This is a genomic window from Ferdinandcohnia sp. GQ5 (genome assembly GCF_059759275.1).
This window is the reverse complement of the sequence record NZ_JCAXEW010000004.1, coordinates 133,506-160,079: the sequence shown is the minus strand read 5'-3', so window position 1 is coordinate 160,079 and position 26,574 is coordinate 133,506. Positions and strand designations below refer to the sequence as shown.

The 26,574-nt window shown below is 40.2% G+C and carries 22 protein-coding genes; 20 read left to right on the top strand and 2 right to left on the bottom strand.

What is annotated here, in order from left to right:
* Positions 1-4 precede the first annotated feature (4 nt).
* The 20 genes from AC6CHV_RS06730 (at position 5) to ftsX (ending at position 25,366) form a co-directional block, all read left to right on the top strand.
* A complete protein-coding gene (locus AC6CHV_RS06730; protein WP_498078405.1) occupies positions 5-1,402 on the top strand; it encodes an Mbeg1-like protein in 1,398 nt (465 codons plus the stop codon).
* 23 nt (positions 1,403-1,425) lie between these two features.
* Positions 1,426-2,121, top strand: coding sequence for a hypothetical protein (locus AC6CHV_RS06725; protein ID WP_498078404.1), 696 nt, complete (start codon positions 1,426-1,428; stop codon positions 2,119-2,121).
* 36 nt (positions 2,122-2,157) lie between these two features.
* Positions 2,158-2,349 (top strand): hypothetical protein, encoded by a 192-nt coding sequence (locus tag AC6CHV_RS06720; RefSeq protein ID WP_099361338.1) that lies wholly within the window; start codon positions 2,158-2,160, stop codon positions 2,347-2,349.
* A 103-nt stretch (positions 2,350-2,452) separates the two neighbouring features.
* A complete protein-coding gene (locus AC6CHV_RS06715) occupies positions 2,453-2,755 on the top strand; it encodes a WXG100 family type VII secretion target (RefSeq protein WP_099354911.1) in 303 nt (100 codons plus the stop codon).
* Between the two features lie 40 nt (positions 2,756-2,795).
* On the top strand, positions 2,796-3,098 hold the full coding sequence (locus tag AC6CHV_RS06710) for a pore-forming ESAT-6 family protein (RefSeq protein ID WP_099354912.1): 303 nt from the start codon (positions 2,796-2,798) through the stop codon (positions 3,096-3,098).
* A gap of 127 nt (positions 3,099-3,225) precedes the next feature.
* Entirely contained in the window at positions 3,226-4,482 is a 1,257-nt protein-coding gene (locus AC6CHV_RS06705; RefSeq protein WP_498078403.1) for a DUF6382 domain-containing protein, read from the top strand.
* A 202-nt stretch (positions 4,483-4,684) separates the two neighbouring features.
* Entirely contained in the window at positions 4,685-5,452 is a 768-nt protein-coding gene (locus AC6CHV_RS06700) for a protein phosphatase 2C domain-containing protein (RefSeq protein ID WP_498078402.1), read from the top strand.
* Positions 5,453-5,641: 189 nt separating this feature from the next.
* Positions 5,642-7,582 carry a protein kinase domain-containing protein gene (locus AC6CHV_RS06695; RefSeq protein ID WP_498078401.1) on the top strand — a complete coding sequence of 647 codons (1,941 nt, stop codon included), beginning with the start codon at positions 5,642-5,644 and terminating at the stop codon, positions 7,580-7,582.
* Between the two features lie 60 nt (positions 7,583-7,642).
* Positions 7,643-8,200: a hypothetical protein gene (locus tag AC6CHV_RS06690; protein ID WP_498078400.1), complete on the top strand. Its 558-nt coding sequence runs from the start codon at positions 7,643-7,645 to the stop codon at positions 8,198-8,200.
* 173 nt (positions 8,201-8,373) lie between these two features.
* Positions 8,374-13,749, top strand: coding sequence for an Ig-like domain-containing protein (locus AC6CHV_RS06685; protein WP_498078522.1), 5,376 nt, complete (start codon positions 8,374-8,376; stop codon positions 13,747-13,749).
* A 78-nt stretch (positions 13,750-13,827) separates the two neighbouring features.
* Complete coding sequence (locus AC6CHV_RS06680) at positions 13,828-15,036, top strand: hypothetical protein (protein WP_498078399.1); 1,209 nt, start codon at positions 13,828-13,830, stop codon at positions 15,034-15,036.
* A gap of 24 nt (positions 15,037-15,060) precedes the next feature.
* Positions 15,061-15,402: a hypothetical protein gene (locus AC6CHV_RS06675; protein ID WP_121445815.1), complete on the top strand. Its 342-nt coding sequence runs from the start codon at positions 15,061-15,063 to the stop codon at positions 15,400-15,402.
* A 233-nt stretch (positions 15,403-15,635) separates the two neighbouring features.
* The gene (locus AC6CHV_RS06670; RefSeq protein ID WP_498078398.1) at positions 15,636-16,439 is read left to right on the top strand and encodes a YfjC family protein; all 804 of its coding nucleotides are present in this window, start codon (positions 15,636-15,638) and stop codon (positions 16,437-16,439) included.
* A 296-nt stretch (positions 16,440-16,735) separates the two neighbouring features.
* Entirely contained in the window at positions 16,736-20,494 is a 3,759-nt protein-coding gene (locus tag AC6CHV_RS06665) for a metallophosphoesterase (RefSeq protein ID WP_498078397.1), read from the top strand.
* A gap of 220 nt (positions 20,495-20,714) precedes the next feature.
* Entirely contained in the window at positions 20,715-21,581 is an 867-nt protein-coding gene (locus AC6CHV_RS06660) for a YitT family protein (protein WP_440272739.1), read from the top strand.
* A gap of 55 nt (positions 21,582-21,636) precedes the next feature.
* Complete coding sequence (gene cccB, locus AC6CHV_RS06655) at positions 21,637-21,978, top strand: cytochrome c551 (protein ID WP_498078396.1); 342 nt, start codon at positions 21,637-21,639, stop codon at positions 21,976-21,978.
* 545 nt (positions 21,979-22,523) lie between these two features.
* A complete protein-coding gene (locus AC6CHV_RS06650) occupies positions 22,524-22,976 on the top strand; it encodes an NERD domain-containing protein (protein WP_498078395.1) in 453 nt (150 codons plus the stop codon).
* The gene (locus AC6CHV_RS06645; RefSeq protein WP_498078394.1) at positions 22,958-23,503 is read left to right on the top strand and encodes a hypothetical protein; all 546 of its coding nucleotides are present in this window, start codon (positions 22,958-22,960) and stop codon (positions 23,501-23,503) included. Before AC6CHV_RS06650 ends, AC6CHV_RS06645 begins: the two co-directional genes overlap by 19 nt.
* Positions 23,504-23,796: 293 nt before the next feature.
* Complete coding sequence (gene ftsE, locus AC6CHV_RS06640) at positions 23,797-24,483, top strand: cell division ATP-binding protein FtsE (protein ID WP_341332926.1); 687 nt, start codon at positions 23,797-23,799, stop codon at positions 24,481-24,483.
* Positions 24,473-25,366 (top strand): permease-like cell division protein FtsX, encoded by an 894-nt coding sequence (gene ftsX, locus AC6CHV_RS06635; RefSeq protein WP_498078393.1) that lies wholly within the window; start codon positions 24,473-24,475, stop codon positions 25,364-25,366. Before ftsE ends, ftsX begins: the two co-directional genes overlap by 11 nt.
* Positions 25,367-25,487: 121 nt before the next feature.
* On the opposite strand, the gene AC6CHV_RS06630 is transcribed toward ftsX, so the two are convergent.
* The gene (locus tag AC6CHV_RS06630) at positions 25,488-25,817 is read right to left on the bottom strand and encodes a hypothetical protein (protein ID WP_498078392.1); all 330 of its coding nucleotides are present in this window, start codon (positions 25,815-25,817) and stop codon (positions 25,488-25,490) included.
* A 205-nt stretch (positions 25,818-26,022) separates the two neighbouring features.
* Positions 26,023-26,484 carry a transcriptional repressor gene (locus tag AC6CHV_RS06625; RefSeq protein WP_498078391.1) on the bottom strand — a complete coding sequence of 154 codons (462 nt, stop codon included), beginning with the start codon at positions 26,482-26,484 and terminating at the stop codon, positions 26,023-26,025.
* Positions 26,485-26,574 lie beyond the last annotated feature (90 nt).

The window sequence follows — 26,574 nt, the reverse complement described above, 5'->3', positions numbered from 1 at the left end:
GAAGATGTCGCTAACTAATTTAAGTGAAAAGGAAAAATATCTTTTACTACAGCTTTCGTACTATGACCTAGATTCAAGAACACCAATTAATGGAAAAAAACCTCTAACCATTGACGATATGATTAAGTCGATCGAATATCAGAATAAACCAGATGCATCGGATACAAATTTTGCTGAAATAAAGAAGTATCTGCACCAAAATAGTGATTCCCCACTCCATGACATTAAGCTGGTAGGGTATCAAAATAATAACCCTACTACAAGTAATAATTCAGGTGGGAATTCCCATACCGGATTTGTAGGCTATGCTTTTACCGATAAGGAAGGGAACGGTACAGCTGTTTATCGAGGCAGTGAAGATTTAACAAATGTCGCTCACATCGCAACAGACTGGGTATCCAATGTTGAGGCTGGTCTTGGAGTAACGATCCAGCAGCAAAGGGAAGCAAATGAATTTTATGAACGATACATTAAAGGTCTAGATGGGGAACAGTATGTATTTGGCCACTCGAAGGGTGGAAATTTGGCAGAATATGTACTTGTCAATAATCTAGAGGATGAAAAATTAACTTCTTACATTGTGAACGGAGCCCCTTTATATTATTGGACTCTAACACAGGAGCAAAGAGATGCATTAAGTAGTCGAAATACATTTATCGTACACGAGGGTGACTTCGTTTCGTCCCTAGGATACGCACCTTATGTGGATAAAACAGTTAAATTAAATAGCACTGAAGAAGGTCTTATGTATGCACATGGACTTGATAGTGTTGATTTTACCCCAGGTGGAGACTTTAATAATGCATCTGATGGTGCTTCACTAGTACGTGATATTGCAAATCCAGTTGCTGGAGCCATTTTTCTAGCGGTTTCACTTCATCCAAAAGTATTGGCATATAGAGCAGCAGCGGCGATTCGCGATGCTACTTTATACATCTTAGAAGCTGCACAAAGAGGACTTGAAAAAGCAGTTAACTGGGTGAAAGATCAAGCAACAAAATTTATTGCGAAAGTAAAAGAACTTTCACAACAGGTGAAAAACGAAATTAACCAATTCATCACGAATGTGGCAACGAAGGCGGCAATACTTTTTGTAAAAGTAGCAGCAAAGATTGGTGGTTACTTCCCAGTTGAACCATACCTGAAAGTCAATGTTGCAAGGCTCTACTACTATGCACAACGACTTGAAAGTATCAAGCGCCGAGTGAATGCACTTAATAATCAGATTGACTCTCTATACTGGGAGGTTGACCTTTTAGATATCCGTCATGTGTTGAGCGCCGATATTTTAACGTCCTTCTCATACAGGCTCAATCAAAACATTAACTACCTAAATACGGCTGCCCGGTTACTAGATGCGAACGAAACGAAGCTAGTCGGAAAGGCAAGGATTATTCAATAGCTATTAAAATAGTAAAAATAACGATGTTACTATTTTTCTTTATGGGAGTTGTTGGCTGCAGTAACACTGAAGAAAAAGCACTTCAGTATTTGGAAGATAAATATGCTGAAGAATTTGAGGTTATGTGGGTGAATGATAATCTCGTTACTGTTCATCCAAAGGGTAAAACAGATGTGGTTTTTTCAATCCAAGAAGATGGCAATGGTTATGTTGACACATACCTGCCAGCAAAATGGGCTCAAGAGTTACAGGAAAAGCTAAAGGTTGATATCGAAAAAGAGCTTCCTGCCAATTCTGAATTTAAACTTGTTTTAAGTAGAACAAGTTTTAACGAATCCATGGCTGATATGAGTATTAATGAACTAATAGAGCAAAACAAGAATATGGGTGTTGATTTAGTTGTAGGTATTAAGACAGCGGGAGAACCTGATATTAATCAATATAGTCAAGGTCTTTATAATCTATATAATCTCTTAAAAAGTCTTGGATTAAAGAATTATTTAATTTCTGTTGGGTTTGTTAATAATTCTGAAGATATTTCAAAGTTTATCCAAACATCTTATGTCAATAATATGAGCTGGTCAAATTTAGACGCTACCGTATACGGAGAATTAGGAATTGATGAAAGACATAACGCAGATAATCCTAGTACATTGGTAGACCCTAATTTGATTTTAAAAGATGTGGAAGATGTAGAAAAACATTATCAGAAGTTCTAAGGATCAGAGATTTTAAATTGTAAGGGAGGTAACCCAATGAAACCCCATGTTCGACGAAAGATTAATAGCATTATTTATGAAATCAATGCCATCTCAAGGGAACTCGATGAAATCTCAAATGGTCTCAACCGTGAATTCAAAGGGATTGGCTCTACCAAAAGTGCATCAAGTTTGCAGAGTGCAGCCGACAAATACCGCAGAGTCGGGAATGACCTTAGAAGGATTTAAGTTATATAGAATTCTAGATTACTAGACCACTTCTAGCTAAAGTTCTCTCGGCCAAAACCGAGTTAACTCATACATATCTCATTTTAAGGAGGTGAAAAAAACAATGGCACGTTCAATCACAGTTGATCCAGCGAAATTAGACACTGCGGCTACAAAAATTGACCAACAATCTGCTGACTATGAGAGACTTTACAAGGCTCTTTACACAGAGGTTGAGGGCATGGGTGCTGCGTGGCAAGGTACTGATAACCAGGCATATGTTTCTCAAATCAAGGGCTTCATGGATGACTTCCAAAAAATGACGAACTTGATGAGACAATACTCTGAGTTCTTAAAGCTTAGCGCAAAAACATACCGTGAAACACAAAGCGAGGTAGTGAACCAAGCTCGTCGCTTAACTAACTAATCTCCATACCTATAAAACTACCAAAAAAGGAGGTGGCACGATGTCAGTTGATGGAATCAAGATTTCCCTTGGCGAGGTTAGTAAAACCGCTGGGCAAATCCGTAACCTAAACCAACAGCTTGCAACTGCACTAGAAGACATTAAGAAGGAAATGAATGGCTTATCTGCTACATGGAACTCCGATGCTTCTAATACAATTCGCGGAAACTTCAATGCGTTGGCTCCACGTTTTGAGGAGTATCGCCAAGTTATTGATAGCTATGCGAAATTCCTAGATAACACAGTTACAAACTACAACGCTGCAGAAACTGCAATCAACAATAACGCTAGCGCATTTAAATAATCCATGAGGAGGGCAATTGGCCTCGCCGGTTGTCCTCAACTCATAGCTTTATTCAGGAATGGCGTGAAAAAAATCTGGGCGCAAATACGCAAATAGCGCATTTGATAAATAATGGGAGTGCAAGAAAATGATCAAACATGTTGATTTACATATTGAAAATTACGGTGTTTCGAAGTTCATATTTTACAAGGTGCCACCTGCGATTCGTGTTGATTTTACAGAAGCTGATAAGCTTAAAAACAACAAGGTTCCAGGGCTTTTGCCATGTGTTGTGATTAACAAGGAAGATGAGGCGTATTTTCGCTATGACTTAGTCTCTGAAGTGACTCTTAACCACCAGACAACAAACCCACTCACAAAGGAGCAGCTCCATAGCTATTTTTCAAACATCATCGAAACATTAATCGAAGCTGAGCGACTTGGGTTAAATGTGAACAACTTTGTTTTTGATGAGAACTACATCTTTATTGATAATTTTTCAAACAGATTAATTCTACTGTATATGCCGATTAAAAATAATATTTTTGAAAAGGTATCAATCCGGGACTACTTCAACAGTTTCTTACACTCCCACTCCTATGATGAAAATGATGACCTTGTTTTTTTTGTGCGGCTACATAATTATTTCGCAACATCTGAGGAAATCAACTTATATGCGCTTCAACAAAAGCTGAATGAGTTTCTCTTGAATAAACCAACATCACCTCAAAGTTTCAGAAAGCTGCCGATTCAGGATGAAGAACCCAAAACACCAAACTATTATAGTCCTAGCAGTGAAATCAAGGCATCTGAAGAAAACGGCGTGATAACTTCAGAATATAGCAGTAAAAAGGTTGATAAAAAGACAAAACAAAAGCTTGAAATCGAGGAAGAGGTTCAGTACAAGCGAATCACCCGCACCGAACTTGGAGAAGGAAATCCACTTCTTTCAGGTGGAACATCCATCAACATCAAGCCAAATGTGGGAAGTCCAATTTCGTTTGATACAGATGAACCTGATGAGGAAGAGGGGACAACTGTCCTCACCGCTTATAAAGAGCCAGAAGAGGAAGAAGGAACAACGGCGCTGGGTGTAGGCACCAGTTTCCAACAGCAGCAGCCATTCCTACTAACGTCCACTCAGGAAAAAATTGTCCTTTCCAAGCGAGTGTTTAAAATTGGCCGTGATCCAGGGGTTACTGATTATACATCCAACAATAAAGTCATTGGGCGTGTCCATGCGGAGTTAATTACCGAAAACGGGGAATATTTTATTGTCGACCAGGAATCGCGAAATGGTAGCTATGTAAATGGCGTCAAGCTAGTTCCTAATAACAAGGTAAAAATCAAACACGAAGACAAAATCAAGCTAGCGAACGAAGAATACGTATTTAGGCTTTTTTAGAATACGAAGATAAAATGGTTTTTATTGTCTAGCTTCAGGCGCCATCGGCTCGAGGTCACAAGCCAATCGCTTCGGAAGGTTGGGCTTGTCTTGTGCTTGTCGCTCATGCCAGGATGGCAAGGATTCCAGCGTTAGGCACAGGACGTGCATGCCTTTAGCTGGAATTGGGGGCGCCTTACGCATTTCAAAAGAGGTGAAATAAGTGTCGTTCATACATGCTTACCACACTGATGTGGGAATTAAAAAGAAAACAAACCAGGATGCGTTGCTCGTCAAGACGGCAAAAACGCCGAATGGATATGTGGGGATGTTCGTCGTGTGTGACGGAATGGGCGGACTCGATCACGGGGAACTCGCCAGTGCTACGGTTGTTCGAGGGCTCTCGGACTGGTTTGAACAGGAGCTGCCAGAACTCCTTCATTCTGATCAACAGGATGAAGACATTCGCAAAGCTCTCGAAGCCTGTATTACGGAGCAAAATGAAAAAATCTTAGAATATGGGGACGAAACAAACACCCAGGTCGGAACAACGGTGACAGCACTCCTCATTATTCATTCGCGTTATTATATCGTACATATCGGGGACAGCCGTGCTTATCAAATTCAGCAGCAGGTGACAAGGCTGACAAAGGACCAAACCTTGGTGGAACGTGAAGTGGAACGCGGAAACATTACACCGGAGCAAGCCTTGAAGGATCCGCGGCGCAATGTCCTTTTACAATGTGTTGGAGCGACAAGGGAGCTTGATGTCGTGATTCTAACAGGTGAGACAGAGCCAGGAACCGTGTTCTTACTTTGTACGGATGGTTTTTACCATAAGATCACGGATAAGGAGATACTTGAGGAGCTTCGTCCGAACCAATTTTTAAATGAAAAGCAATTAAAATACAAGGCGATTAAACTCGTCGATGCGGTGAAAGAACGAAAAGAGGTCGACAATATCTCTATTGTTCTTGCGCATGTAGTGTGAATGGTGGAATTTCGGGGCATTAAAAATTGGAATTCGAATATGGATTTCGATGTCTAGCTCCAGGCGCCATCGGCTCGAGGTCATAAGCTAATCGCTTCGGAAGGTAAAATGCACCTTCTGTCAGCGCTTATCTTATGCTTGTCGCCGATAAACTGGCGCATTGCGCTTTTCAATTTGGAGGAATCAATCTTGATTAAAATCGGAAGTTTTATAGATGACAGATACGAAATACTGAAGGAAATCGGGCGCGGCGGAATGAGTATTGTCTATTTGGCGATGGACAACCGACTCAACAAGTCTTTGGTCGTCAAGGATATCCGTAAGCGCGACAACAGTAACAACGAGCTCCTCATTAATAGTCTAGTTGTCGAGGCGAACATGCTGAAAAAACTTGATCACGGTTCACTTCCAAAGATTTACGACATCATCGAATCTGAGGGTGACATCTATGTGGTTATGGACTATGTCGAGGGCGAGTCGCTCAAGCAAAAGCTGAAGCGGGAAAAAGTTATCTCGGCGAAGCTTGTGATTAACTGGGCAAAGCAGCTTGCAGAGGTTCTTCATTATTTACATACAAGAAAGCCGCATCCGATTATTTACCGCGACATGAAACCAGACAATATCATGCTCACACCGGAAGGGAAAATCAAACTGATAGACTTCGGGATTGCGCGTGAATTTAAGGATGAGAGCCTGACCGATACGACGAATCTCGGAACGAAAACCTATGCGGCACCCGAGCAACTGTCAGGTAAGCGAACAGATGCCAGAACTGACATATACAGCTTAGGTCTAACACTGTATCAACTCATAACGGGTAAAAGTCTAGCAGACCCGCCGTATGAGATAAGGCCAATTCGCCAGTGGGATCCAACCTTACCAGAAGGACTCGAGCATATCATTTTAAAATGTACCCAGGCAGAACCTGAAAATCGCTACCAAACCAGTGAAGAGCTCCTATACGATCTTGAAAATATTAACAAGCTCACAGCAGGCTACCGGAAAAAAATGATGAAGCGGCTCTATCTCTTTTTGGTTCCAGCTGTATTGTGCATAGGTTTTTCAACGACGTCAGTGCTGGGCTATCAAGGGATGCAAAATGAGCAGTTCCAGGATTACATGGGGCTTGTCAATGAATCTAGTATTTCGTTAATCGAAGGCAATGATACAGAGGCAATCAAGCTTTTAGAACAAGCAATTAAAGTTGATAAGGGCCGTGCTTCCGCTTATATCAATCTGCTTGATGTTTACATTAACCGAAATGAAGTGGACACAGGTCTTGCTAAAATTGAGTCCTATGTGAATGACGAATACGGTAACATCCATAAAAACAGTGAGGTACTTTTTAAACTGGGGATGACGTATTTTGACCGGAAACGCGATTACCCTGTGGCACTGAAGTATTTTAAACAGGTGAATGAAAAAGAGATTCCGGACGCGAGTTACTACATCACGCTTGCAACAACATTAGGCGGCATGAACATTGATTATGACCAGTTCTCTACGAATCTTTTAGAGTTTGAATCATTCAATGACAATCTTCCGAACAACGTGAAAAAGGTAGATAACTATAATTCGCTGGCGAACATTTACATTTCCTATAAAGGTCAAATCGCGGATGCCAATACGAAGGCGATCACGGTTGTTCAGAAGGCGCAGAGGGTTCTCGAGTTGGCTCCAGATGAGCAGCTCCAGTTAAAATACGAGATTGAGTTCGAGCAAAAGCTCGCGCAAGCCTTTTACTCAAGAGGCGTGAACTCCGAGGATCAAGTGGCAGCACGAGATGATTTCGAACAGGCGACACAGCACTATAACAACCTTCTAGATTTGAACGTACCGAATAAGGAAGAGGTAATGAACAATATCGGTGTGATTTATCAGGAGATGGGCGAGCATTCCCAAGCGGTTGAGCAATTTGAAGGAACGATTAAGGAATATCCGAAAAGCCTGAATGCGTACGTGAAGCTAGGCAATCTCTTGCTAGACATTGAGCAAGGAAAGCAAGAAGACCAGCGCAACTACAACAAGGCGAAAGAAGTCTTTGACAAAGCAGGAAAACTAGAAGGCGCTAAAGACAACGAAGCCTACAAAAAACTATCCAGACGCATGAATAATCTAAATATCAAATAGTGGGACAAAGGGACAGGTCCCTTGTCCCAGCGGCGCATTCCAAAGAAAGGGGGCTCTCAATTGGAATACCAAATCATGTTTTACGGGGGACTAGCGGGCGCGGTGATTACGCTCATTATCTCCATCATCGTCTATATGAAACTACAAATCTCTCAGGTTTTTGCGGATATCACGGGAAACCGGTTTATGAGAAAGAAGCAAAACAGCCGCATTTTCCTTGAGGCTCATGAAACAAAACGAACAACAAGTGAAATCAAGCTTCGGAAAAAAGATGATCCAGTTGCAGCATCAGTTGAGGGTACAGCCCTCATGAGCCAGGGACTTGAACCGACCGCCTTACTTGAGGAAAGTTCACAAGCACCGACGGAATTGTTGGTTGAAGAAACCTCACTTCTATCAGAGGAGACGGCCCTACTACAGGACGACGATGAGACGACATTGCTAGTCGGGGATGACGAAACAACGATTCTCCTTGAAGGCGATGGCGAAACCGCAATCCTCACCGAGAAAGAGGAAGAATCCGATTTCCAAATTGAAGTCGATGTCATGATCGTCCATACAAATAATGTAATTAACTTTACTCAGCAGAAGTCGCCTGCTTCTTCAATAAGGGGATGAATGTAAAAGGAGTAAACACTACTGCTGGGGTTCAACCCTGGCTGAGTAAAGTTAATGCCCCGGCGGATGCCACGATTTTTTAAAGGAAGTTTTTCGATCAAGCTCGAAAAAAATCGGGCGCAAATACGCCAAGGCGCATTTGATAATAAAAGGAGCGTAGTAAAGTGATAGCAATGATTTCAAAAAGCTACCGAAAAAACAAATCGGTACTCTGGTTACCGATTGCATTGGTTATGGTGCTTTCGGTAGTACTGTTTAGCCTGAACGTATCATCCCAGGTTGAAACAAAGCAGTATATAAAATATAACAATGAACAATGGGAAATTGGGAAAAAGTTCTCAAATGAATGGTACATAAATGGAGACACCTTTCAAGTCCAGGTTGATTTAAGTGAGGACTATGAGAATTACCTAAAGCCAAAAGAAACACCGGAGGAGCCGGAAAATCCTAACGGAACTGAAACAGCTGAGGAAACGGCAACTCCAGTAGCTGGCGAGGTACCTGAAGGTGGGTCACCTTTTGATGTAGAAGTAAAGAAAGGACCTGGAAATGCAACTATTACCCCAATCACAGATGGCGGATTTAAAGGTCTGTATAAAGTAACCATCTCTGGTGCCAATCATAAAGATGGTGAAATCCCGATGGAAATCACCTTTAAAGATGACACATGGGTAGTTGATCCACCAAACAATTCTACTTTTAGTGTAATAAAAGACACTACGGCACCAATAGTTAATTTATCAGGTGCATATGAGGGCGGTTTTTTTGAGCATACAGTCAACCTTCAAATTGATGTAAAAGAAGAAAATTTCTCAGAAGATAAAGTAGATATAAAGGTTAAAAAAGATGGCTCAGATTTCCAAACGCCTTCAACCGAATGGGATGGGAAGAAAGCTTCTATTGCATTTGACCAAGTTGGGAAATATGAAGTAACAGTAACCGCTAAGGATAAGGCTGGAAACGTAAGTGACACTAAGTCCATCTCCTTTGCAAATGTCAGCAAGGTTGCGCAATTGGCCATTAAAAATAAAACGGAAAATGATTTTTATAACGATGGAGTAAATATCGTTATCACTAATCCACTCTTTATCGAGTCAGCGAAGCTCACCTATACGAAGGATGGCGGCGAGCCACAGACTGTGGATATGGAAATTAAAAATTCCCTTTCTTCTAAGACAGCAACTTACACTCTAACTGAAGCAGGAAAATATGAATTTAGTGCAAAGATAACAGACTATTGGAGACCAACTGGGTTTGATCTCGGAACCTATGAAAATATCATTATCGACAAGACAGCACCTGAATTAACAATTAGTGGTGTTGAAAATGGTGGCAAATATACAGAATCTAAGGACATCATAATTTCAGCAACTGACACATATTTAGATCAAAACAAATCCGTTTTAAAGCTAACGAAAAACGGAAAAGTTCAAACAATCACTGGAAAAGAAGCTCTTGAAAAACGTAACTTAACAGATGGAGTATACTCTGTTGAACTAAGTGTGTTTGATAAAGCAGGGAACGAAACAAAATCCCCAGCACTCAATTTTACGATTGATACCAAGAAGCCAAATTTAGAGATTTCTGGAGTTGAAAATGGGAAGTATTATCCTAAAAACCAAACTGTTCGTTTTTCAGTTGAAGATCTTACACTTGATTTGGCGAAAACAACACTTGTTGTAAAGCACAACGATAGCGACTATGCAGAAGAAATCAAATTAAAACAGAACGGTACAGTGGCTGAAGCAAGTCATACGTTTAAAACTGAAGGCAAATACACAATCGAGTTAAATGCAACAGACCAATTTGGAAATGCTGCAGACAAAATCACGAAAACCTTCACACTTGATAAAACAAAGCCAACTGTTTCACTTACTGGCGCTGAAAATAATAAAAAGTACAACCGCCAAGTAGACATAGAGATTGTTGGAAAAGACACAAACAAAGATGATAGCAGCACCATTTTAACAGTAACAAAAGATGGAAAATCAGAAACGTTTGAAGGTAAAAAGGCACACGAGAAACATAGCTTTAAACAAGAAGGCGTGTATGAAATCGATGTAGACTACTTTGACAAAGCTGGAAACAAGGCTGATTTTTCAAAGATCACATTTGTAATTGACAACTCGAAGCCAGAAGTTGATATTACGGGTGTAAATGAAAATGAGTTCGCGAATACAGACAAAGAAGTCAAGTTTTCAGTTGAGGACTCACACATCAACATAGACAATATTGAACTGACTATTACGAAGGATGGGAAAGCTTATCCGACGGATGGAATCAAATTTAAGAAACAAAGAAACCGATACGCTGAGGCAGAGCATACATTTACTGGCGATGGCGTTTATGTTGTAAAACTAAAGTCGACAGATGAAGCAGGAAATATCTCAGCAGAAAAACAAGTTCGTTTTACAATCGATAAAGTCAAGCCTGAGATTGTTGTGACAAACATCGGTGAAGATGGCAGATACAATGATAATCGTGAAGTATCCATTACGGTAACTGACCTAAATATGGGTGAGTCAAATGCAACAGTTAAGTACAATGGGGAGTCATATGAGATTGACCCACTTGTGCTTGAAGGCAAGATGGCAACAACTAAACACACCTTCACTGAAGAAGGGGTTTACGAGCTTCACGTCGTTTCAACGGATAAAGCAGGAAACGAAAGCTCAGAAACTATAAAATTCACGGTCGATAAAACAGGACCTGCGATTAAATACTCGATTAAAGATGGTACGTATTTTAATGATAAAAAAGTGAACCTAACTGTAACTGTTGATGACTACACACCATTTGTTCCTGAAATCACAGTGAAAAATGGGGATAAAGACATCAAGGTTCCAACAGACGGATGGGTGAAAAAAATCGTCTGGTTAATTACTCAAGAGCTAACTGTTGAACTTGAAGACGAAGGAGTTTACTCCGTTCATGTAAAAGCAAAAGACTACTTTGGCGCTGAAAGCACAAAGGATCTTGGCTTTACAATTGACCGCACATCACCTGAAATTCAAATCAGCGGGAATATCCCGAACGGTGGATTTGTAAAAGGTGACAATGAGTTAATCGTAGACATCAATGACCTTCATTTTGACGAAAGTAAAAATGAAGTCCTTGTAAATGGCAAACCGGTAAAGAATGCCCAGTGGAAAGAAACTGCAAAAGGTTATCAGTTCAAGCAAAGCTTCCCAGAGGATGGAGAATATGAAGTAACGGTTCGTTCTGTAGACTTTGCGGGTAACAAAGCAGCGGAGAAAAAACACAATTTCACAGTGGATAACGTAAAACCGGTTATCACGATTAAAAATGTAAACGACGGAACATTTTACGATAAAAAGAAAACAGCTACGATCAAGGTTAACGAACTGAACTTTGCAAACAATGAAGTAGAAGTAAAAGTAAACAATAAACCGTACGAGTGGAAAAACCAAGGTGTTGAATCAAGTCTTGAGATTCCATTTAACGAAGACGGTGACTATGTGATTAAGGTGTCTTCAAAGGATGCAGCAGGCAACATTGCGGACACAAAAGAAGTGAAGTTCACTGTTGATGAAAGCTTCCCGACCCTCAAAATCACAGGTGTCGACCACATGACGAATTACAATGTGACGAAGCCAGTTTCATTTGAAGTAACGGATGCGAACATTGACAAAACTTCATTACGCGTAACAAAGAACGGCAAGGAATATGAGATTCCAGCACTACAACAATCGAGAACAAAAGCGAGCTTACAATACAATTTTGCCGAAGAAGGCAGCTATGTGCTTTACTTCAATGCAACGGATAAATCCGGTAACAAAACAACGCATGAGGAAATTGCATTCATCATCGACAAAACAAATCCAGTTGTCAAAATTGACGGTGTTGACCACCAGTCCTTCAATCCAACTGGCAAGCGCGTAACTGTTTCTGTTGATGAATTGAACTTTGGTACAAATTACGTAGTACTTTCTGTAACAAAGGACGGCAAAGTATTTAATATCGGAACTTGGAAAAACAACAACAAGCTTTCAAGTTTAGGCTACAATTTTAATGATGATGGCTTGTACACCATTGCAATTAGTGCTGAAGATAAGGCTGGCAATGGACCAATAACAGCCAACAAGACATTCACAATTGACACAACAAAGCCAGCAATTGAAATTACAGGTGTTGAAAATGCAGGACACTATAATGTCGATAAGCCAGTCAGTGTGGAAATTCGTGATGTGAACTTAGATGTGAACCGTATCACCGTAACACGAAACGGTAGAGGCTATAACGCTGGTGGATTTGGAGTAGCAAATCAAACTGCTCGACTTAGCCACAACTTTAGCCAGGAAGGTGACTATGCGATCAACGTAGAAGCGATTGACAAAGCGGGTAACCAATTCAGCAGACAGATTGCTTTTACAATTGATAAAACAGCTCCGGTCATCACACCGAAATTTAAAGGTCAAAGCCGTGTAATCAAGAATGGCGAATATATTAATGAAGTATTCACACCTGAATTTGCACTGGACCAAGTGGAAGACACCATCGTTTCAGTCACAATGAATGGTCAGAATGTGACAGGTCGAATCCCAACGGCTACATTGGAAATGAAGTACGATTTCAGTGTTCTTGCACGAGATAAAGCAGGAAACGAGTCGACCATTGATATCAGTTTTATCCTTGATACGACAAAGCCGAACTTGAATATTACAGGCGTTATTGATGGATTCTTCAATAACAATCAAATGCCGACTGTGACCTACTCGGATCGTTACCTCGATTCAAGTCGTTCAAGTGTCACATTAAATGGACGCCCATTTGTAAATGGGGTGCAGCTAAGTGAAGAAGGAGACTACATTCTAAAAGCTGAAATTTATGATTTAGCCAACAATGTTTCATCCCGAACTATTGTGTTTACGATTGACAAAACAGCACCAGTGATCAAATTTAAGGAAGCTATTTCTGAAGGGTATTTCAAAGAAAGCTTACTTCCTGAGTTGCTGATTGAGGATTTAAATGCATATGACATCATCTCACAAACTTTAAACGGTCAGCCTTATAATCTTGGTGATCCGATTGAGGAAGAAGGAAAGCACGTGCTCTTCTTTGAGGTGAAGGATAAAGCAGGAAATATCCAACAGCTAAGTGTTGAGTTTATTATTGATAAAACTCCTCCGAAAGTCATTGTCGATGGAGTCAAGAAAAACGAAACATATCGTGACCCTGTAAGTCTCTCAATCAGCCTTGATAATCCTAGTGATACACTCAAGTCTGTCAAGATTAATGGAGAGCTCTTCAATGGTGATGTAAAAGACGTAAACGGAACAAAAGTTATTTCCGTAACACTTTCTGATATTAATAAATATAAGGTAGAAGTGTTAGCTGAAGACGAAGCTGGTAACGAAGTGAACGAAGTCGTTGAATTCGAAATCGTTGAAAAAAGCGTACTAGTCAAGTTCTATGAAAATAAACCATTATTTGCGGGCGCAATGGTCGGTCTTGTCGGCATTGCAGCAGCAGGTGCTGTTGCTCTCCGCAGAACCATCATCCGCAGAAAAGACGAGAAAGATATGTAACCATAATGTAGGCATTCGCATTTTGCGGATGCCTGTTTTTAGAAAAAGTAGTTTGTTAGAATAAAAGGAGGCATCGTTTTGTCCAGAATCACGATTAAGCCGAATCAAGTTATTGGAATAAGTCCCCAGGTAGGAACTGTAGCTTCTAGACTATCCTCTATTGAGGGAGGTGTGACCTCTGTTAGAAATTCCATTGATTATCGAATCTTAGCTAGAATCTCCATCCGGCCGCAACTAACAGAGGTAACTTCATCAATGGATCAATTGGAAGCAAAAGTAAGAAGGCTACAGTCCTTTTTAAATTTAGCTGTAACTCGCTATTCGTCAACAGAGCGATATTTAAACACTTCTTTTATGGCGATGGAGGCAATACGGGGTATGGCTCCGGCTAAACCCGGAGAAAGTGGGAAAAAAGCCGATACGCCAAAATCGAAAAACAGCGATACAACAGCGCTTGTTCATAAAATGTTGACATACTTAAACAGTGTCAGCTCCCAAATAACAAATTGGGATATTGCTTTGGTTGGCTCGCAATTACTGTCTGTAGCATCCTCTACTTTTTTAATGAGAAATCTAAAAGTCAACTACATAGGTGGTAAGCCAACGATGTGGCAAAAGTTTCGGGGGCAATATAAGTTTACGGTAACTGCCAAACCATCTTGGACGAGTCGAACGGGCTACAGTTCGAAGATTGCAAGCTATATCCATAAGTTTTCTCGATCAGCACCAACTAATCCACTATTAAAAAGTGTCCACTCTTTTATCAGTTCCTATAGAGGGCCAGCTGCACTATTAAAGCACGCTGCAGGTTTCTCGAAAAATGTGAATGCTGCTATGCATGGAACAACCCTCATGGGTCGTTTCCATCAGAGGATCACCATCGGTTCAAAGGAAGTTGTTTCAAATCTTGCAAAAGTAAAGGGCTTTACAAGTGTCGCGAAAAGAGTTCCAATTATAGGAAATCTCATTGCGGTTGGGGCAAATGCAACTGAGCTAGTAGACCCGAAGAATAGCCATCTATCAGGGGCCGAAAAAATGGGTAGATTCACATTTGGTGCCGTTGCAAGCGTCGGTGCCATTGCAGGTGGCGCAAAGGTAGGTGCCATGATTGGTAGTCTAGGAGGCCCGGTAGGTATTGTAGTTGGCGGGGCAGTCGGCGGTCTTGTTGGAGGAATAGCCAGCTCTAAGCTTGGTGATCAAATTAAGGATGTTGGTGAAAAATTTGCTGGTGGGGTAGAGAAGGTTGGAAAATCTATTTTCAAATCAGTAAGTAGCTGGTTTGACTAATTAAAATGTTGATAGGATGATTTTATGGACAATGTAAAAGAGATCATAGATTTAGTTACATTATTTTTTGGAGCATGGCTCTCCCTTCAGGTCGGAATCAGCTTTTTAACCATTTTTCTTGGAAACGTGCTTGTCGAACATGTGGAAACGGGAGTCTTCAGAAATACAAAGAACCCATTTCTCAAACTTTTTACATTAATCGTATTATTGTTGTTTGGCCTAGGCCCGTTCATATACAAAAAGCTTAGTAGATTTTCATGGATTGTAAGAAGGTTACTCTTGTTCGTTATCACTCTCTTTATGGGAATTCTGTTTATGCTAATCTACTACATTATCAAAGCAGCACTGTATGCAGTGTTTTTATAGTTGATACGGTAAACCGCCGTCGTTATCTCATGTAGGAATGACATTGATTGAGTGATGCTAACGAAAATTGTGAATTGTACCCTCACAGTCAAGCAACAGAGGGATCCAGGGTTAGAAAATCCCTCCATCGTACTCCACCCACAAAGCCCAGAGGGTACGAAACAATAAAACCGCTAGACACCATAAAATAAAGCTACAACCATAGCATTCAAAAAACAAAGGAGGTACCAGTCATGAACCATGCTTTAACATGCACGACAGAGGAATTGGCATTATTGGTTACGGTTTGCGGATATCCGACTGTCGCGAAAGGAATCGCAGAGGCTGCTTACGGAGAAAAGTCTCCTGCAGAATGGGACGCCATCATGGAATCCACGATCCACCAGCTGGTAATCAAATCGCTGTGGGATCCTGATAAAAACGGAGAGGATGAGCATCCTCTAAGTGATGAAATGCAAACTTTTATTAAGCAGTATGTGGAATCCAAATGGATGATTCGTTGTTCGAATATTTCAGGAAGAAGCGTATTAATGATCCATCATTTTGAGGAAGACATTTGGCTTGCCCACGTCATTGCAGAAGACATCATGCATGAATTCGCGTTATTATCAAATGATGAAATTCCAACGGTAATTAAGGATTTTTATTCTTTTGAAGGCACAAAAATAGAGGGAACACAGGAATTCTTCCTCACAGACAAACTTTTCGATTGGTTAAGTGACCAGTCAAAAACAGAGAAGGTCCGTAAGAAAGCAAAGTTTACACCAACAGAGGAACAGAGCTTCAATCTATTCATCAAGGACCTTGAAGAGCACGAGTGGTCCCTTTATAACATTTCACACTTTGAAATCCCAAACGTTGAAGGTGATTTTCTCCTTGCAAACATCGTCTTCTTTTTGCCATCAACAAAAGGGATGTGGATCGTTGAATATAAAGAGGATGCTAAAAATCCAGTCCACATTAAACTAAATACATATGAGGAATGGCACGAAATGCTTGATGCGGTTGGAAGCGTGGCTGCTGCTATTGAAGTATAACTTTATTTGAATAAAGCCCCGGCGGATGCCACAGATTTTTCATTGAAGTTTTTCGAACAATAAGATCAAAGATCAAAAACGCCACGTCCTGTGCCACGTCTTTGTGACCCACATCGTGTGGACAAAAAATCTGGGCGCAGATCCAGCAATACATACCTGATTTAAGATGACTTTCACAAGTCGTCTTTTTTTTATCCAGAATCTAGTCCTTTTTACTTATTTCACTCTAGTTTGTACATCATTTTATAAGCAATTGGCAAACTAAGATTGGAAAATAATTCTGGAGGGTATGCTGTATGATTTTTTGGCAACACGTGCTGAAAATAGCTGTTCTATTCTTACTACTTTTAACAACTACAGTAAGCCCAGACATGGTAGTTGCACAACGGGACACAAATTCACCCGTCATCACACATAATCCGAAAACAACAAGTGAGCCACTATTACCCATCAAAATTAAGGCTGGTGTAACGGATGACACCGCCATCCAACATGTAACACTTTTTTATAAGACGGGTAACTCAGATGACTACAAAGCAATCCCGATGCAATTGAACGAGGAAAAAACATACATTGCTGAAATCCCGGGCTTTCACGTATATGATGAAATCACTTATTATATCGAGGCAAGTGATGGGACCAATACGGAAAAAACGGACGAGAACACCATTCAAATTGTTCAAAAAGAAATTGATTTTACCAAAATGCCTCAGCTGCTTGTGACGGAGGTTCTTCCCGACTCAACGAATGTGGGCAGTGCTGATGGATTTGAGTTTGTAGAAATCTACAATAACAGCAACAAAGCAATTAATTTCAAGGACTATAAACTCTACTATCGATACGACAAGAATCCTCGATCAGATGTGATGTGGCCTTCTGTAAAAGAGAATGTAGTCATTCCTGGCGGCAAAACACTTGTGCTCTGGATCATCAATAGCGAAAATAGCGAGCAGACGGTGGAGGATTTTAATGCACATTATGGAACTAACTTGAAGGAAAATCAGGATATTGTGCGGGTTTACAGTGGCGGTATGGCAAACAAAAGCATGCGGGGTGTCGTGATTGGAACGAATACGCATCGTGAAATTTCAGTTGCATACTATAACAAGACGGAAGTTGACAAGGCAATTATATACCGATATCCAACCAACAAATCCACGGTCTCAAAAAGAATGGGCACAAAGGATGCGACTCCTGGTAAGGTAGAAAGCTACCAGATACCGAAAAAGCCTGTTCATATTGAGGAAGATTCTGTCCCACCGAGTATTGAGGATTTAACATTAAATTCTGAAGTCAATCAAAAAGACAACTTGGAGCTCATCGCAAAAGCTACAGACGACCATACCGTTATATCTGTTAAATTACATTATAAAATCGACCAGGATAACGAGTTCGATGAAGTCATTTTACATGAGAATTACGATGATTTACTATTTCATCACACGATTGATGCACCAGCATTAATTGGCCGCGAGTATATCGATTATTACTATGTCATTTCCGATGGAAGCAATGAGGTGAAAAGTAAGACTTACCGGATTAACATCAAGAATGAACTTGACCACTCAAGTCTACGACTCAATCTGAAAAATGAAGAAATGCTTCGGGGAGAAAAAATGATCAAGGCTACTTCAGAAGAAAATACGCCTTTGAAGCTGATGATTAACGGAAATGAGATTCAGGAAGGCATCTATCGTTCACTTGAACACACCGCCTATTTTGCGTTTGAGGTAAATGGGTTGAATACGTATTTTCAAAATGCTGTCACGATGGGTAAGGAAGTATTACATGTGATGGACCAGGATTGGCTTACGAACTGGAAGACATTCACGATTCCAATTGAGCCTGAGCGACTTCTTGTAGGCAACACAACGATCACGATTCGTTCTGGAAACAAAGCTTCGCCCTTTGAACTTTGGTCGAGGGAAAATCGCGATGACTTTCAATTGCGAAACGTTCGACTCATACTTGGCGATGGAACGGTGATCAAAGATCCAATTTACACCGACCCAACTCGCATCTTGAACATGGGGGATCAGCGTAAGCATATCGATTTTACCTTTACGATTTCGGAAAAAGAGGCACGTTCGTATACTTATAAATGGAACACAACCGAGGTGCACGACAAAAAACATAACGTCACAGTACAGGCCGGTGACAAAATGGTTCGTTCACAAGTTTTGGTTGATAATAGGGCCCCAACTATCAAAACAAATCTGAAAAAGAAACCTTACAAAGGGGCCTTTACAATTAATGTTGACGTGAGGGATAAGCTTTCTGGTATTGAAAAAAAGACGGTAATCTTGGATGGAGAAGAAATTGAAGTTCCGTTTGAAACATCGTCCGCAAATCTTAAACCAGGTAAACATAAGCTCAAAGTACATGCGATTGACAAAGTAGGAAATGAAACAAAGGATGTTTTCTATTTTAAAGTGGTGAATGAAAATCCAAAAAAACCAGAGCGGATTTCTCCGAAGGGAAAGAGTGAAGGGGATCCACTTTTACAAGTGAAGGTGAAGGATCCGACAAAGGATAAGCTTGATGTTACCTTTTATGAAGCCTACAAACATGACGTAACTTCGAGTGTGAAAGGATTTAAAAATGCGACTGAGCTTGAGCCACCTAATAGGATGGTTCCAGAAGGGGAGGAAGCCTTCACAACAGAAGACATCTCACTCGTTTCAAAAGCAGATGGCCGTTATTTAGTTACGGATTCTGACACAAAATTCCCGTACCATCGTTTTGATGTCACGGTTGATGAGTCTCTTGGTGACAATGACAGGGTTGAGCTTTTATGGAAAGGGAATTCACTTGAAGGTCGAAAGGTTTCGATGTACGCATGGAATCATAATGAGGGAAAATGGGTTTTGCTTGATTTTAAGATAGCGGGCTCAAAAGATTTTAAACTTGCTTCTGATGTGACGGTCCGTGACTATGTACTTGATTCGAAAATCAATGTCCTGATCCAAGACGAAATTGCAGAAGAATTTGATTACACCTTCGTCTGGATGTCCGACACCCAATTTTACGCTGAGAGCTATCCGGAGATTTTTAAGGAACAAACGGAATGGATTGCAAAAATGAAGAAAAAGCTAGGTATCAAATATGTGTTTCATACCGGTGATTTGGTCAATCAATCAAGGAAGAAGAAGCAGTGGCGAAATGCGGATAAGTATATGAAGGTCTTGGATGAGAATAACATTCCATATGGAGTGTTAGCTGGGAACCATGACGTTGACCAGGTGAATAATGATTATTCCGAGTTCTATCGGTATTTTGGGAAGGACCGTTTTAACAATAAGCCATATTATGGTGGTTCGTACCGAAACAATCGTGGCCATTACGATTTAATTTCGGTAGGTGGCAATGATTTTATCATGGTCTACCTTGGCTGGGACGTAACGGATGAAGGTATTGAGTGGGTAAATAAGGTGCTTGCAGCCTATCCGGATCGCAAAGCGATTTTAAGCTTCCATGAATATTTGCTTGCGACAGGTACGAGGCATCCGATGGGAGATAAACTCTATAATGAAATTGTCGTACCAAACAAAAATGTCATGGCGGTATTAAGCGGTCATTATCATGAGGCACAAACCTTTGTTGATGAAATTGATGATGATGGTGATGGTAATCCAGATCGCACCGTTACGCAAATGTTGGCCGATTATCAAGCAGGTCCAGAAGGTGGTCAAGGCTATATAAGGCTCCTGCATTTTGACCAAGATAACAATCGCATTTTGGTTAAAACATACTCACCTTATATGGATGACTATAATTTTTATGACCTAGATATTTATCCGCAGAAAGACCAATTTGTATTTGAAATGGACTTAGCACCAGTCACGAAGCGGGTCGCAACTGATTACTTTACGGTCAATGTTTATACAGACCGGGTAATCGGGACTGATAAGGCGAAAAGTGGTAAAATCGCAAAAGCATTGTGGACGGGGCTTGAAAATGACCGTTCATACTCGTGGTATGCTGTGGTTGAAGATAAATTCACAGGACGGGTAGTCTCGGATATTTGGACATTTCGTAATAATTCAAGCGATTAGTTGGGAATAATCATTATTTTGTAATAATAATTTATTTATCGTTACAAACTAATGATGTAGGTGTATATTTTGTTGCTTTACCACGTTATTTTGCTGGCGTTTACTTGCTTTTGAAGCCGTGTTATACTTCCAAAGGTTATTTTGGCGCAATTAGGCAAGGCAAGAGGCATCTATTATTTAAATGAAGCTAATTGCTAGGATTGTATACGGGGGTAGTTTCATGAATAGAAGAAGACGTCAGCACGAAGTTCACCCAACACTTCAAAAGGTAAAGGAATTCATATACATACTACTAGGTTCGGCCACAGTGGCTCTATCGTTTAATCTGTTTCTACTACCGAACAAGGTGGCATCTGGTGGTGTGAGCGGGATTAGTACCATCCTGAATTCCCTTTTCGGTTGGGAAGCAGCCTATGTCCAGTGGGCATTTAATATCCCATTATTCATTGCAGGGATCATTTTTCTAGGGAAGGTGTATGGTGCCCGAACGTTAATTGGCACTCTTTTTTTACCATTTGTTGTTTATCTTTCTAGAAATCTGGAACCCGCAACATTCGATCCATTGCTTGGTGCTTTATTTGGAGGAATTGGAGTAGGCTTGGGACTTGGTATTACTTTCCGCGGCAATGCGTCGACAGGTGGGACAGACCTCGCCGCTCAGATTGTTCATAAGTTTACAGGAATCTCTCTTGGGAAAAGTGTTGCTTTTATTGACGGCTTGATTGTTCTGACCGCGGCAATTGTGTTCGATATTGAGAGTGGGCTCTATGCGTTAATTGGACTTTTCGTTACAAGTAAAACGATTGATTTGGTACAGGTAGGTCTAGGTAATTCGAAAATGGCTCTCATTATTACGAATCGTCAGGACGAAGTGCGACAGGAGATTTTTGACAAACTGGACAGAGGTGTGACAAAGCTCTCTGGATATGGGGGTTACACTGACGATGAGCGACCAATGCTCATGTGTGTAGTCGATCAAAAAGAGTTCACAAAATTGAAACAAGTGGTTCAAAGTGTTGATACATCTGCATTTGTCGTCGTTATGGACGCTTCAGAGGTATTAGGAGAGGGTTTTAAAAGAGCGTAAAAGGGGTATAATAAAAATTGTATAATGGAAAAATTTATTACAGGGGGTAAATTCTGTGAAACGTAAGCTATTTAGTTTTCTATTAGGATCATCACTTGTTTTCGCTTTAGCTGCATGTGGCGGTGGGGACGACAATGCAGGAGAAGCACCAGCAAGTGATAATGGCGGTGGAGAAGCTACCGTTAACGCTGAAGAAATCGCTCAACAAAACTGTGCATCTTGTCACGGACAAGACTTTTCAGGTGGAGCAGGTCCTGACCTTACAAAGGTTGGATCTAAATACAGCCAAGATGAAATTGCTGGAATCATCGAAAATGGTCAAGGCGCAATGCCTGGTGGCATCATTAAAGGTGAAGAAAAAGACGCAGTAGCTGCTTGGCTAGCTGAGAAAAAATAAGTAGTATGTCAGGCCTTCCGGGTGAACCGGAAGGCTTTTAATTTTGCCGAAAATAGGGTTATGTCCGATAAAAAGTGGAGATTGTCTGATATATTTAGAGTTGTGTCCGATAAATGTAGATGAATGTCCGATATCCTGGTGACAATGTCCGATAAAATCAAAACTTTGTCCGAAATCGAAAAACCTGATTAGATAGTCTGCCTTCCGGGTGAACCGGAAGGCTTTTAATTTTGCCGAAAATAGGTTATGTCCGATAAAAAGTGGAGAATGTCTGATATATTTAGAGTTGTGTCCGATAAATGTGGATGAATGTCCGATATCCCAGCAACAATGTCCGATAAAATCAAAACTTTGTCCGAAATCGAAGAATCTAATTAGATAGTCTGCCTTCCGGATGTACCGGAAGGCTTTTAATATGGACAAAATAGTGTTATGTCCGATATCTAAAACTTTCTCCATTGACCAGGTGAAATATTTTTATCAAAATTGCAGGAAAGGCGAAAAAAATGTCGAATACCCAATAAAAATGAAAGGAGTAGATGTATTTGATAAGAAAAGTGCGTACAGTTCCAATTATAATTTTAATCCTTGAAGCATTATTACGGAGAATCCCGCAAGATCATCCCAAAAGACCACAAATTCAAGTCGAATTAGTCAAAAGAAAGAAGGGTTACCGAGGAGAACTTTCGTTAAATTATTATTTGGAGCTCATCGACACACCCGAATTCCTCATTTTGCACGATATCAGACTTACAGATGGCAAAAGCTTCTTCCAAATCGACACCCTCATAATTACACCTTATTTTTATCTAATCCTAGAAATCAAAAATATAACAAGAACTTTATATTTTGAAGATGAATCTAATCAAATGATACGAACCTTGAACAATGAAGAAGAGGGTATGCATAATCCAATTTTGCAATCGCTCCGCATTCCCGCCAATTCAAAAACTGGCTCACTCAAAGGAAGTTACCGCTATTGCCCATCGAACATTTAGTCATTATCAGTGATCCAAAGACAATCATTAAAGCGTCAAGACCAAGTATTTTCACAAAAGTAATGCATAGTGCAAATCTCCCATTTACATTTAAAAAATTTCAAAATAGACATACGAAAGAATCGTTGACAATGAAGGAAATGAAGAGAATAGCGGGGACCATTGAAAAACACGATACCCCTAAAAAGCCTGACCCACTAGTACAGTTTTCTATCTCTCAAACTGAAATTTTAAGAGGGGTTCATTGTCCAAAATGTTCCGCTCTCCCGATTGAAAGAAAAAGAGGCTATTGGTATTGTGATAATTGTTGTACGAAATCTCAAGATGCGTTTATTCAAGCACTTCAGGATTATAGCTTGCTCATAAAACCAGTATTTACGAACGAGGAAATACGTGATTTTTTACAAATCCCATCAAGTAAATTTGTCTTTCGATTAATAAAAACTATGAATCTCGAGTATGTAGGAGAGAAAAAAGGAAGGATGTACCGTTTGCCCCAATTCCAATATTTACACCCCACCAGCTAACCCCTATCCCATCAAACATTAACTAGTATGAAATAAAAATGTAATAAAATTGAGTCGTATTTTGACGAAAAATGATGTTATAATGAAAAAAGTAATGAAATTATCCTCATTTTGGCTTATAATTTCTAGTTGCATAGTTCAATAGAAGCACAAGTATGTCTATAGGGACATAAGCGCTTACATTATAATATAAATAGATTACTAAACAAGAAAAATATAATCCCCACTGAGATCGGTGGGGTTCTTACTTCCGGTTAAACGAGGGATAAAAAAACGATGATAGGTGATTAGCAATGATAGAAATGAAAGACGTTTTTAAAAAGTATCCGAATGGTGTCATGGCCGTTAATGGAATAAATGTAAAAATTGATCAAGGTGAGTTCGTGTATGTCGTTGGTCCGAGTGGTGCGGGGAAGTCGACGTTCATTAAGATGATGTATCGTGAAGAGAAGCCGACAAAAGGTTCAATCATCATTAATGGGATTGATCTTGCTAAACTAAAAGAAAAGAAGGTTCCTCTTTTACGTAGAAATATTGGCGTCGTGTTCCAAGATTTCAAGCTGTTACCACGTCTAACGGTTTATGAAAACGTGGCGTTCGCGCTTGAGGTTATCGAAGAAAATCCGAAGAACATCAAAAAACGTGTAATGGATGTGCTTGACCTTGTTCGTCTTAAACACAAAGCACGACATTTACCAGATGAACTTTCTGGTGGGGAACAGCAACGTGTGTCGATTGCGCGTTCAATCGTAAATTCTCCAGGTGCGCTTATTGCGGACGAGCCTACGGGTAACCTTGATCCAGAGACGTCTTGGGAAATTATGAACATTTTTGAAGAAATCAATTTCCGTGGGACGACCATTGTAATGGCGACTCATAACCGTGAAATTGTGAATACGATCAAAAAACGTGTAATTGCCATTGAAAGTGGAAAAATTGCGCGTGACGAGGTAAAGGGGGAGTACGGTTATGAAGCTTAACACACTCCGCCGTCATTTACGTGAAAGTACAAAAAACTTAGGGCGAAACGGATGGATGACATTTGCATCTGTCAGCGCCGTTACCGTTACACTACTCCTAGTAGGTGTATTTTTAGTCATCATGATGAATCTGAACAGCATGGCGACATCACTTGAAAAAGATGTTCGTATCAGTGTTCACACGGAACTAACTTCAACAAAGGAACAACAGGAATCCTTGAAAACAGAAATTGAAAAAATTCCTGAGGTTGCAGCTGTCACCTTCTCATCAAAGGATCAAGAGTTAGAAAAAATGATTGATAGCTTTGGAGAAGATGGAAAAGTTTTTGCTTTATACGAACAAAGTAACCCACTTCATGATGTGTTTATCGTAGAAACGAAAAAACCTCAAGAGATCATGACGGTTGCTGATAAAGTTGAAAAAATGGAGTATGTTTACAGTGTGAACTACGGAAAAGGAAAAGTTGAAAAGATTTTCAATACAGTTGGTGTTTCACGAAACGTTGGAATCGGACTGATCATCGGGCTTCTTTTTACAGCGATGTTCTTAATTTCAAATACAATTAAAATCACAATCTTTGCGAGAAGAAGAGAAATCGAAATTATGAAGCTAGTAGGAGCAACGAACTGGTTTATTCGTTGGCCGTTTTTCCTAGAAGGACTATTCCTTGGAGTTCTGGGTTCTTTGATTCCTATTGGAATCATCCTAGGATTCTATAATTACTTATATGACTTGATTCAACCACAATTAAACGGAACATTCCTAGAGCTATTGCCATTTAATCCATTTGCTTTCCAAGTAACAGCACTCTTGCTGCTAATTGGTGCATTCATTGGGGTTTGGGGAAGCTTAATGTCTGTCCGTAAGTTCTTAAAAGTATAAGCTGATGTTCAAAAAGTCCGGTGAAAATGAAACATCGAATTTCTCGTTCCTTTTCATCCTTCTTTTTGAACACGAACTAAAAAAAGCGCATCTGCAAAGGTGCGCTTTTTCGAGCTTAGCTTTAATAATAGAATGGGAAAGGGTAGAAGAATGGGAATATGAAAAAGTTTAATGGAAAACGACGACGTCGGAAGCGGCGGAAACGTCTGCGTCCATAACCGCCATAGCCTCCAAAACCACCGTATCCTCCGAATTGACGATCCATCTCAGTATCTTCCACATCTTCAGGTACCAACATTGTTACGCCTTCATCATCTATGTCCTCGATGATTCCTTGCATTTGAGAACCATCGCTCATTTGTCCGATGACATAGTAATTCCGTAGTCGATGACAAGTGTCTTGAATATTATGCCCTTGTGGCATTTGCATGCCGTATGGATTGTAGTTCATATGATCCCTCCTTTGCACTATTAGGTTATTCACCCAATCGATGTTTCGTTACGACACTTTTAGAGGAATGTAATACACCTATCATTTACAAACTAAAAAAGCTCGACCTCATAGTCGAGCTTAACTTACATAACGGTTTTTGTTTTTCTTTAATTTCATTCCACACGCGCAGCTTGTACTGTGTTTGAGGATTTTGATTTCCGTTTTACATATTGGACAAATTGTTTTTGGCATTTAAAAAGTCACCTTCTTGGTTTTGACATGATTTACAAAGTCCGTACACTTCCATCTGGTGAGAGTAAATATTAAATTGAGTAAGCTTGTGGGCTACATGCTCGATTTGGCTTAGAGTTGGGTAATTAAAATCAATTATTTCACCACATGATTCACATAAAATATGATAGTGATTCGGTTGGTTCGCGAGTTCATATTTACTTAACCCGTTCCCATAGGGAAGTTCTTTTAAAATCCGTAACGATACAAATAGTTTGACATTGTTGTAGATAGTGGCAAGGCTAATTTGTGGTAATTGCCGATGTATGTCTTCCACAGTCGGATGGCCTTTTAAGGAAAGGAAGGTCTGTAGTATTAACGTTCGTTGAGGTGTAATGCGTAACCCGCGTTCTTTTAAAAAAGGGATTAGTTCAGCCATTTGTTTGTCTTCCACGTTTAACAACCTCTTTGTTCATATTTATAAGAATAGGTATCCGGCTGCGGATACCTATTTTATGTGAGAATAAAATGAAATGTTCTATGC

Coding starts and splice junctions, on each gene's coding strand:
- AC6CHV_RS06675 (WP_121445815.1), top strand. CDS start 15,061: ATGGACAATGTAAAAGAGATCATAGATTTAGTTACATTATTTTTTGGA.
- AC6CHV_RS06685 (WP_498078522.1), top strand. CDS start 8,374: ATGATTTCAAAAAGCTACCGAAAAAACAAATCGGTACTCTGGTTACCG.
- AC6CHV_RS06725 (WP_498078404.1), top strand. CDS start 1,426: ATGTTACTATTTTTCTTTATGGGAGTTGTTGGCTGCAGTAACACTGAA.
- AC6CHV_RS06705 (WP_498078403.1), top strand. CDS start 3,226: ATGATCAAACATGTTGATTTACATATTGAAAATTACGGTGTTTCGAAG.
- AC6CHV_RS06670 (WP_498078398.1), top strand. CDS start 15,636: ATGAACCATGCTTTAACATGCACGACAGAGGAATTGGCATTATTGGTT.
- AC6CHV_RS06660 (WP_440272739.1), top strand. CDS start 20,715: ATGAATAGAAGAAGACGTCAGCACGAAGTTCACCCAACACTTCAAAAG.
- AC6CHV_RS06630 (WP_498078392.1), bottom strand. CDS start 25,817: ATGAACTACAATCCATACGGCATGCAAATGCCACAAGGGCATAATATT.
- ftsE (WP_341332926.1), top strand. CDS start 23,797: ATGATAGAAATGAAAGACGTTTTTAAAAAGTATCCGAATGGTGTCATG.
- AC6CHV_RS06730 (WP_498078405.1), top strand. CDS start 5: ATGTCGCTAACTAATTTAAGTGAAAAGGAAAAATATCTTTTACTACAG.
- AC6CHV_RS06715 (WP_099354911.1), top strand. CDS start 2,453: ATGGCACGTTCAATCACAGTTGATCCAGCGAAATTAGACACTGCGGCT.
- AC6CHV_RS06665 (WP_498078397.1), top strand. CDS start 16,736: ATGATTTTTTGGCAACACGTGCTGAAAATAGCTGTTCTATTCTTACTA.
- AC6CHV_RS06720 (WP_099361338.1), top strand. CDS start 2,158: ATGAAACCCCATGTTCGACGAAAGATTAATAGCATTATTTATGAAATC.
- AC6CHV_RS06710 (WP_099354912.1), top strand. CDS start 2,796: ATGTCAGTTGATGGAATCAAGATTTCCCTTGGCGAGGTTAGTAAAACC.
- ftsX (WP_498078393.1), top strand. CDS start 24,473: ATGAAGCTTAACACACTCCGCCGTCATTTACGTGAAAGTACAAAAAAC.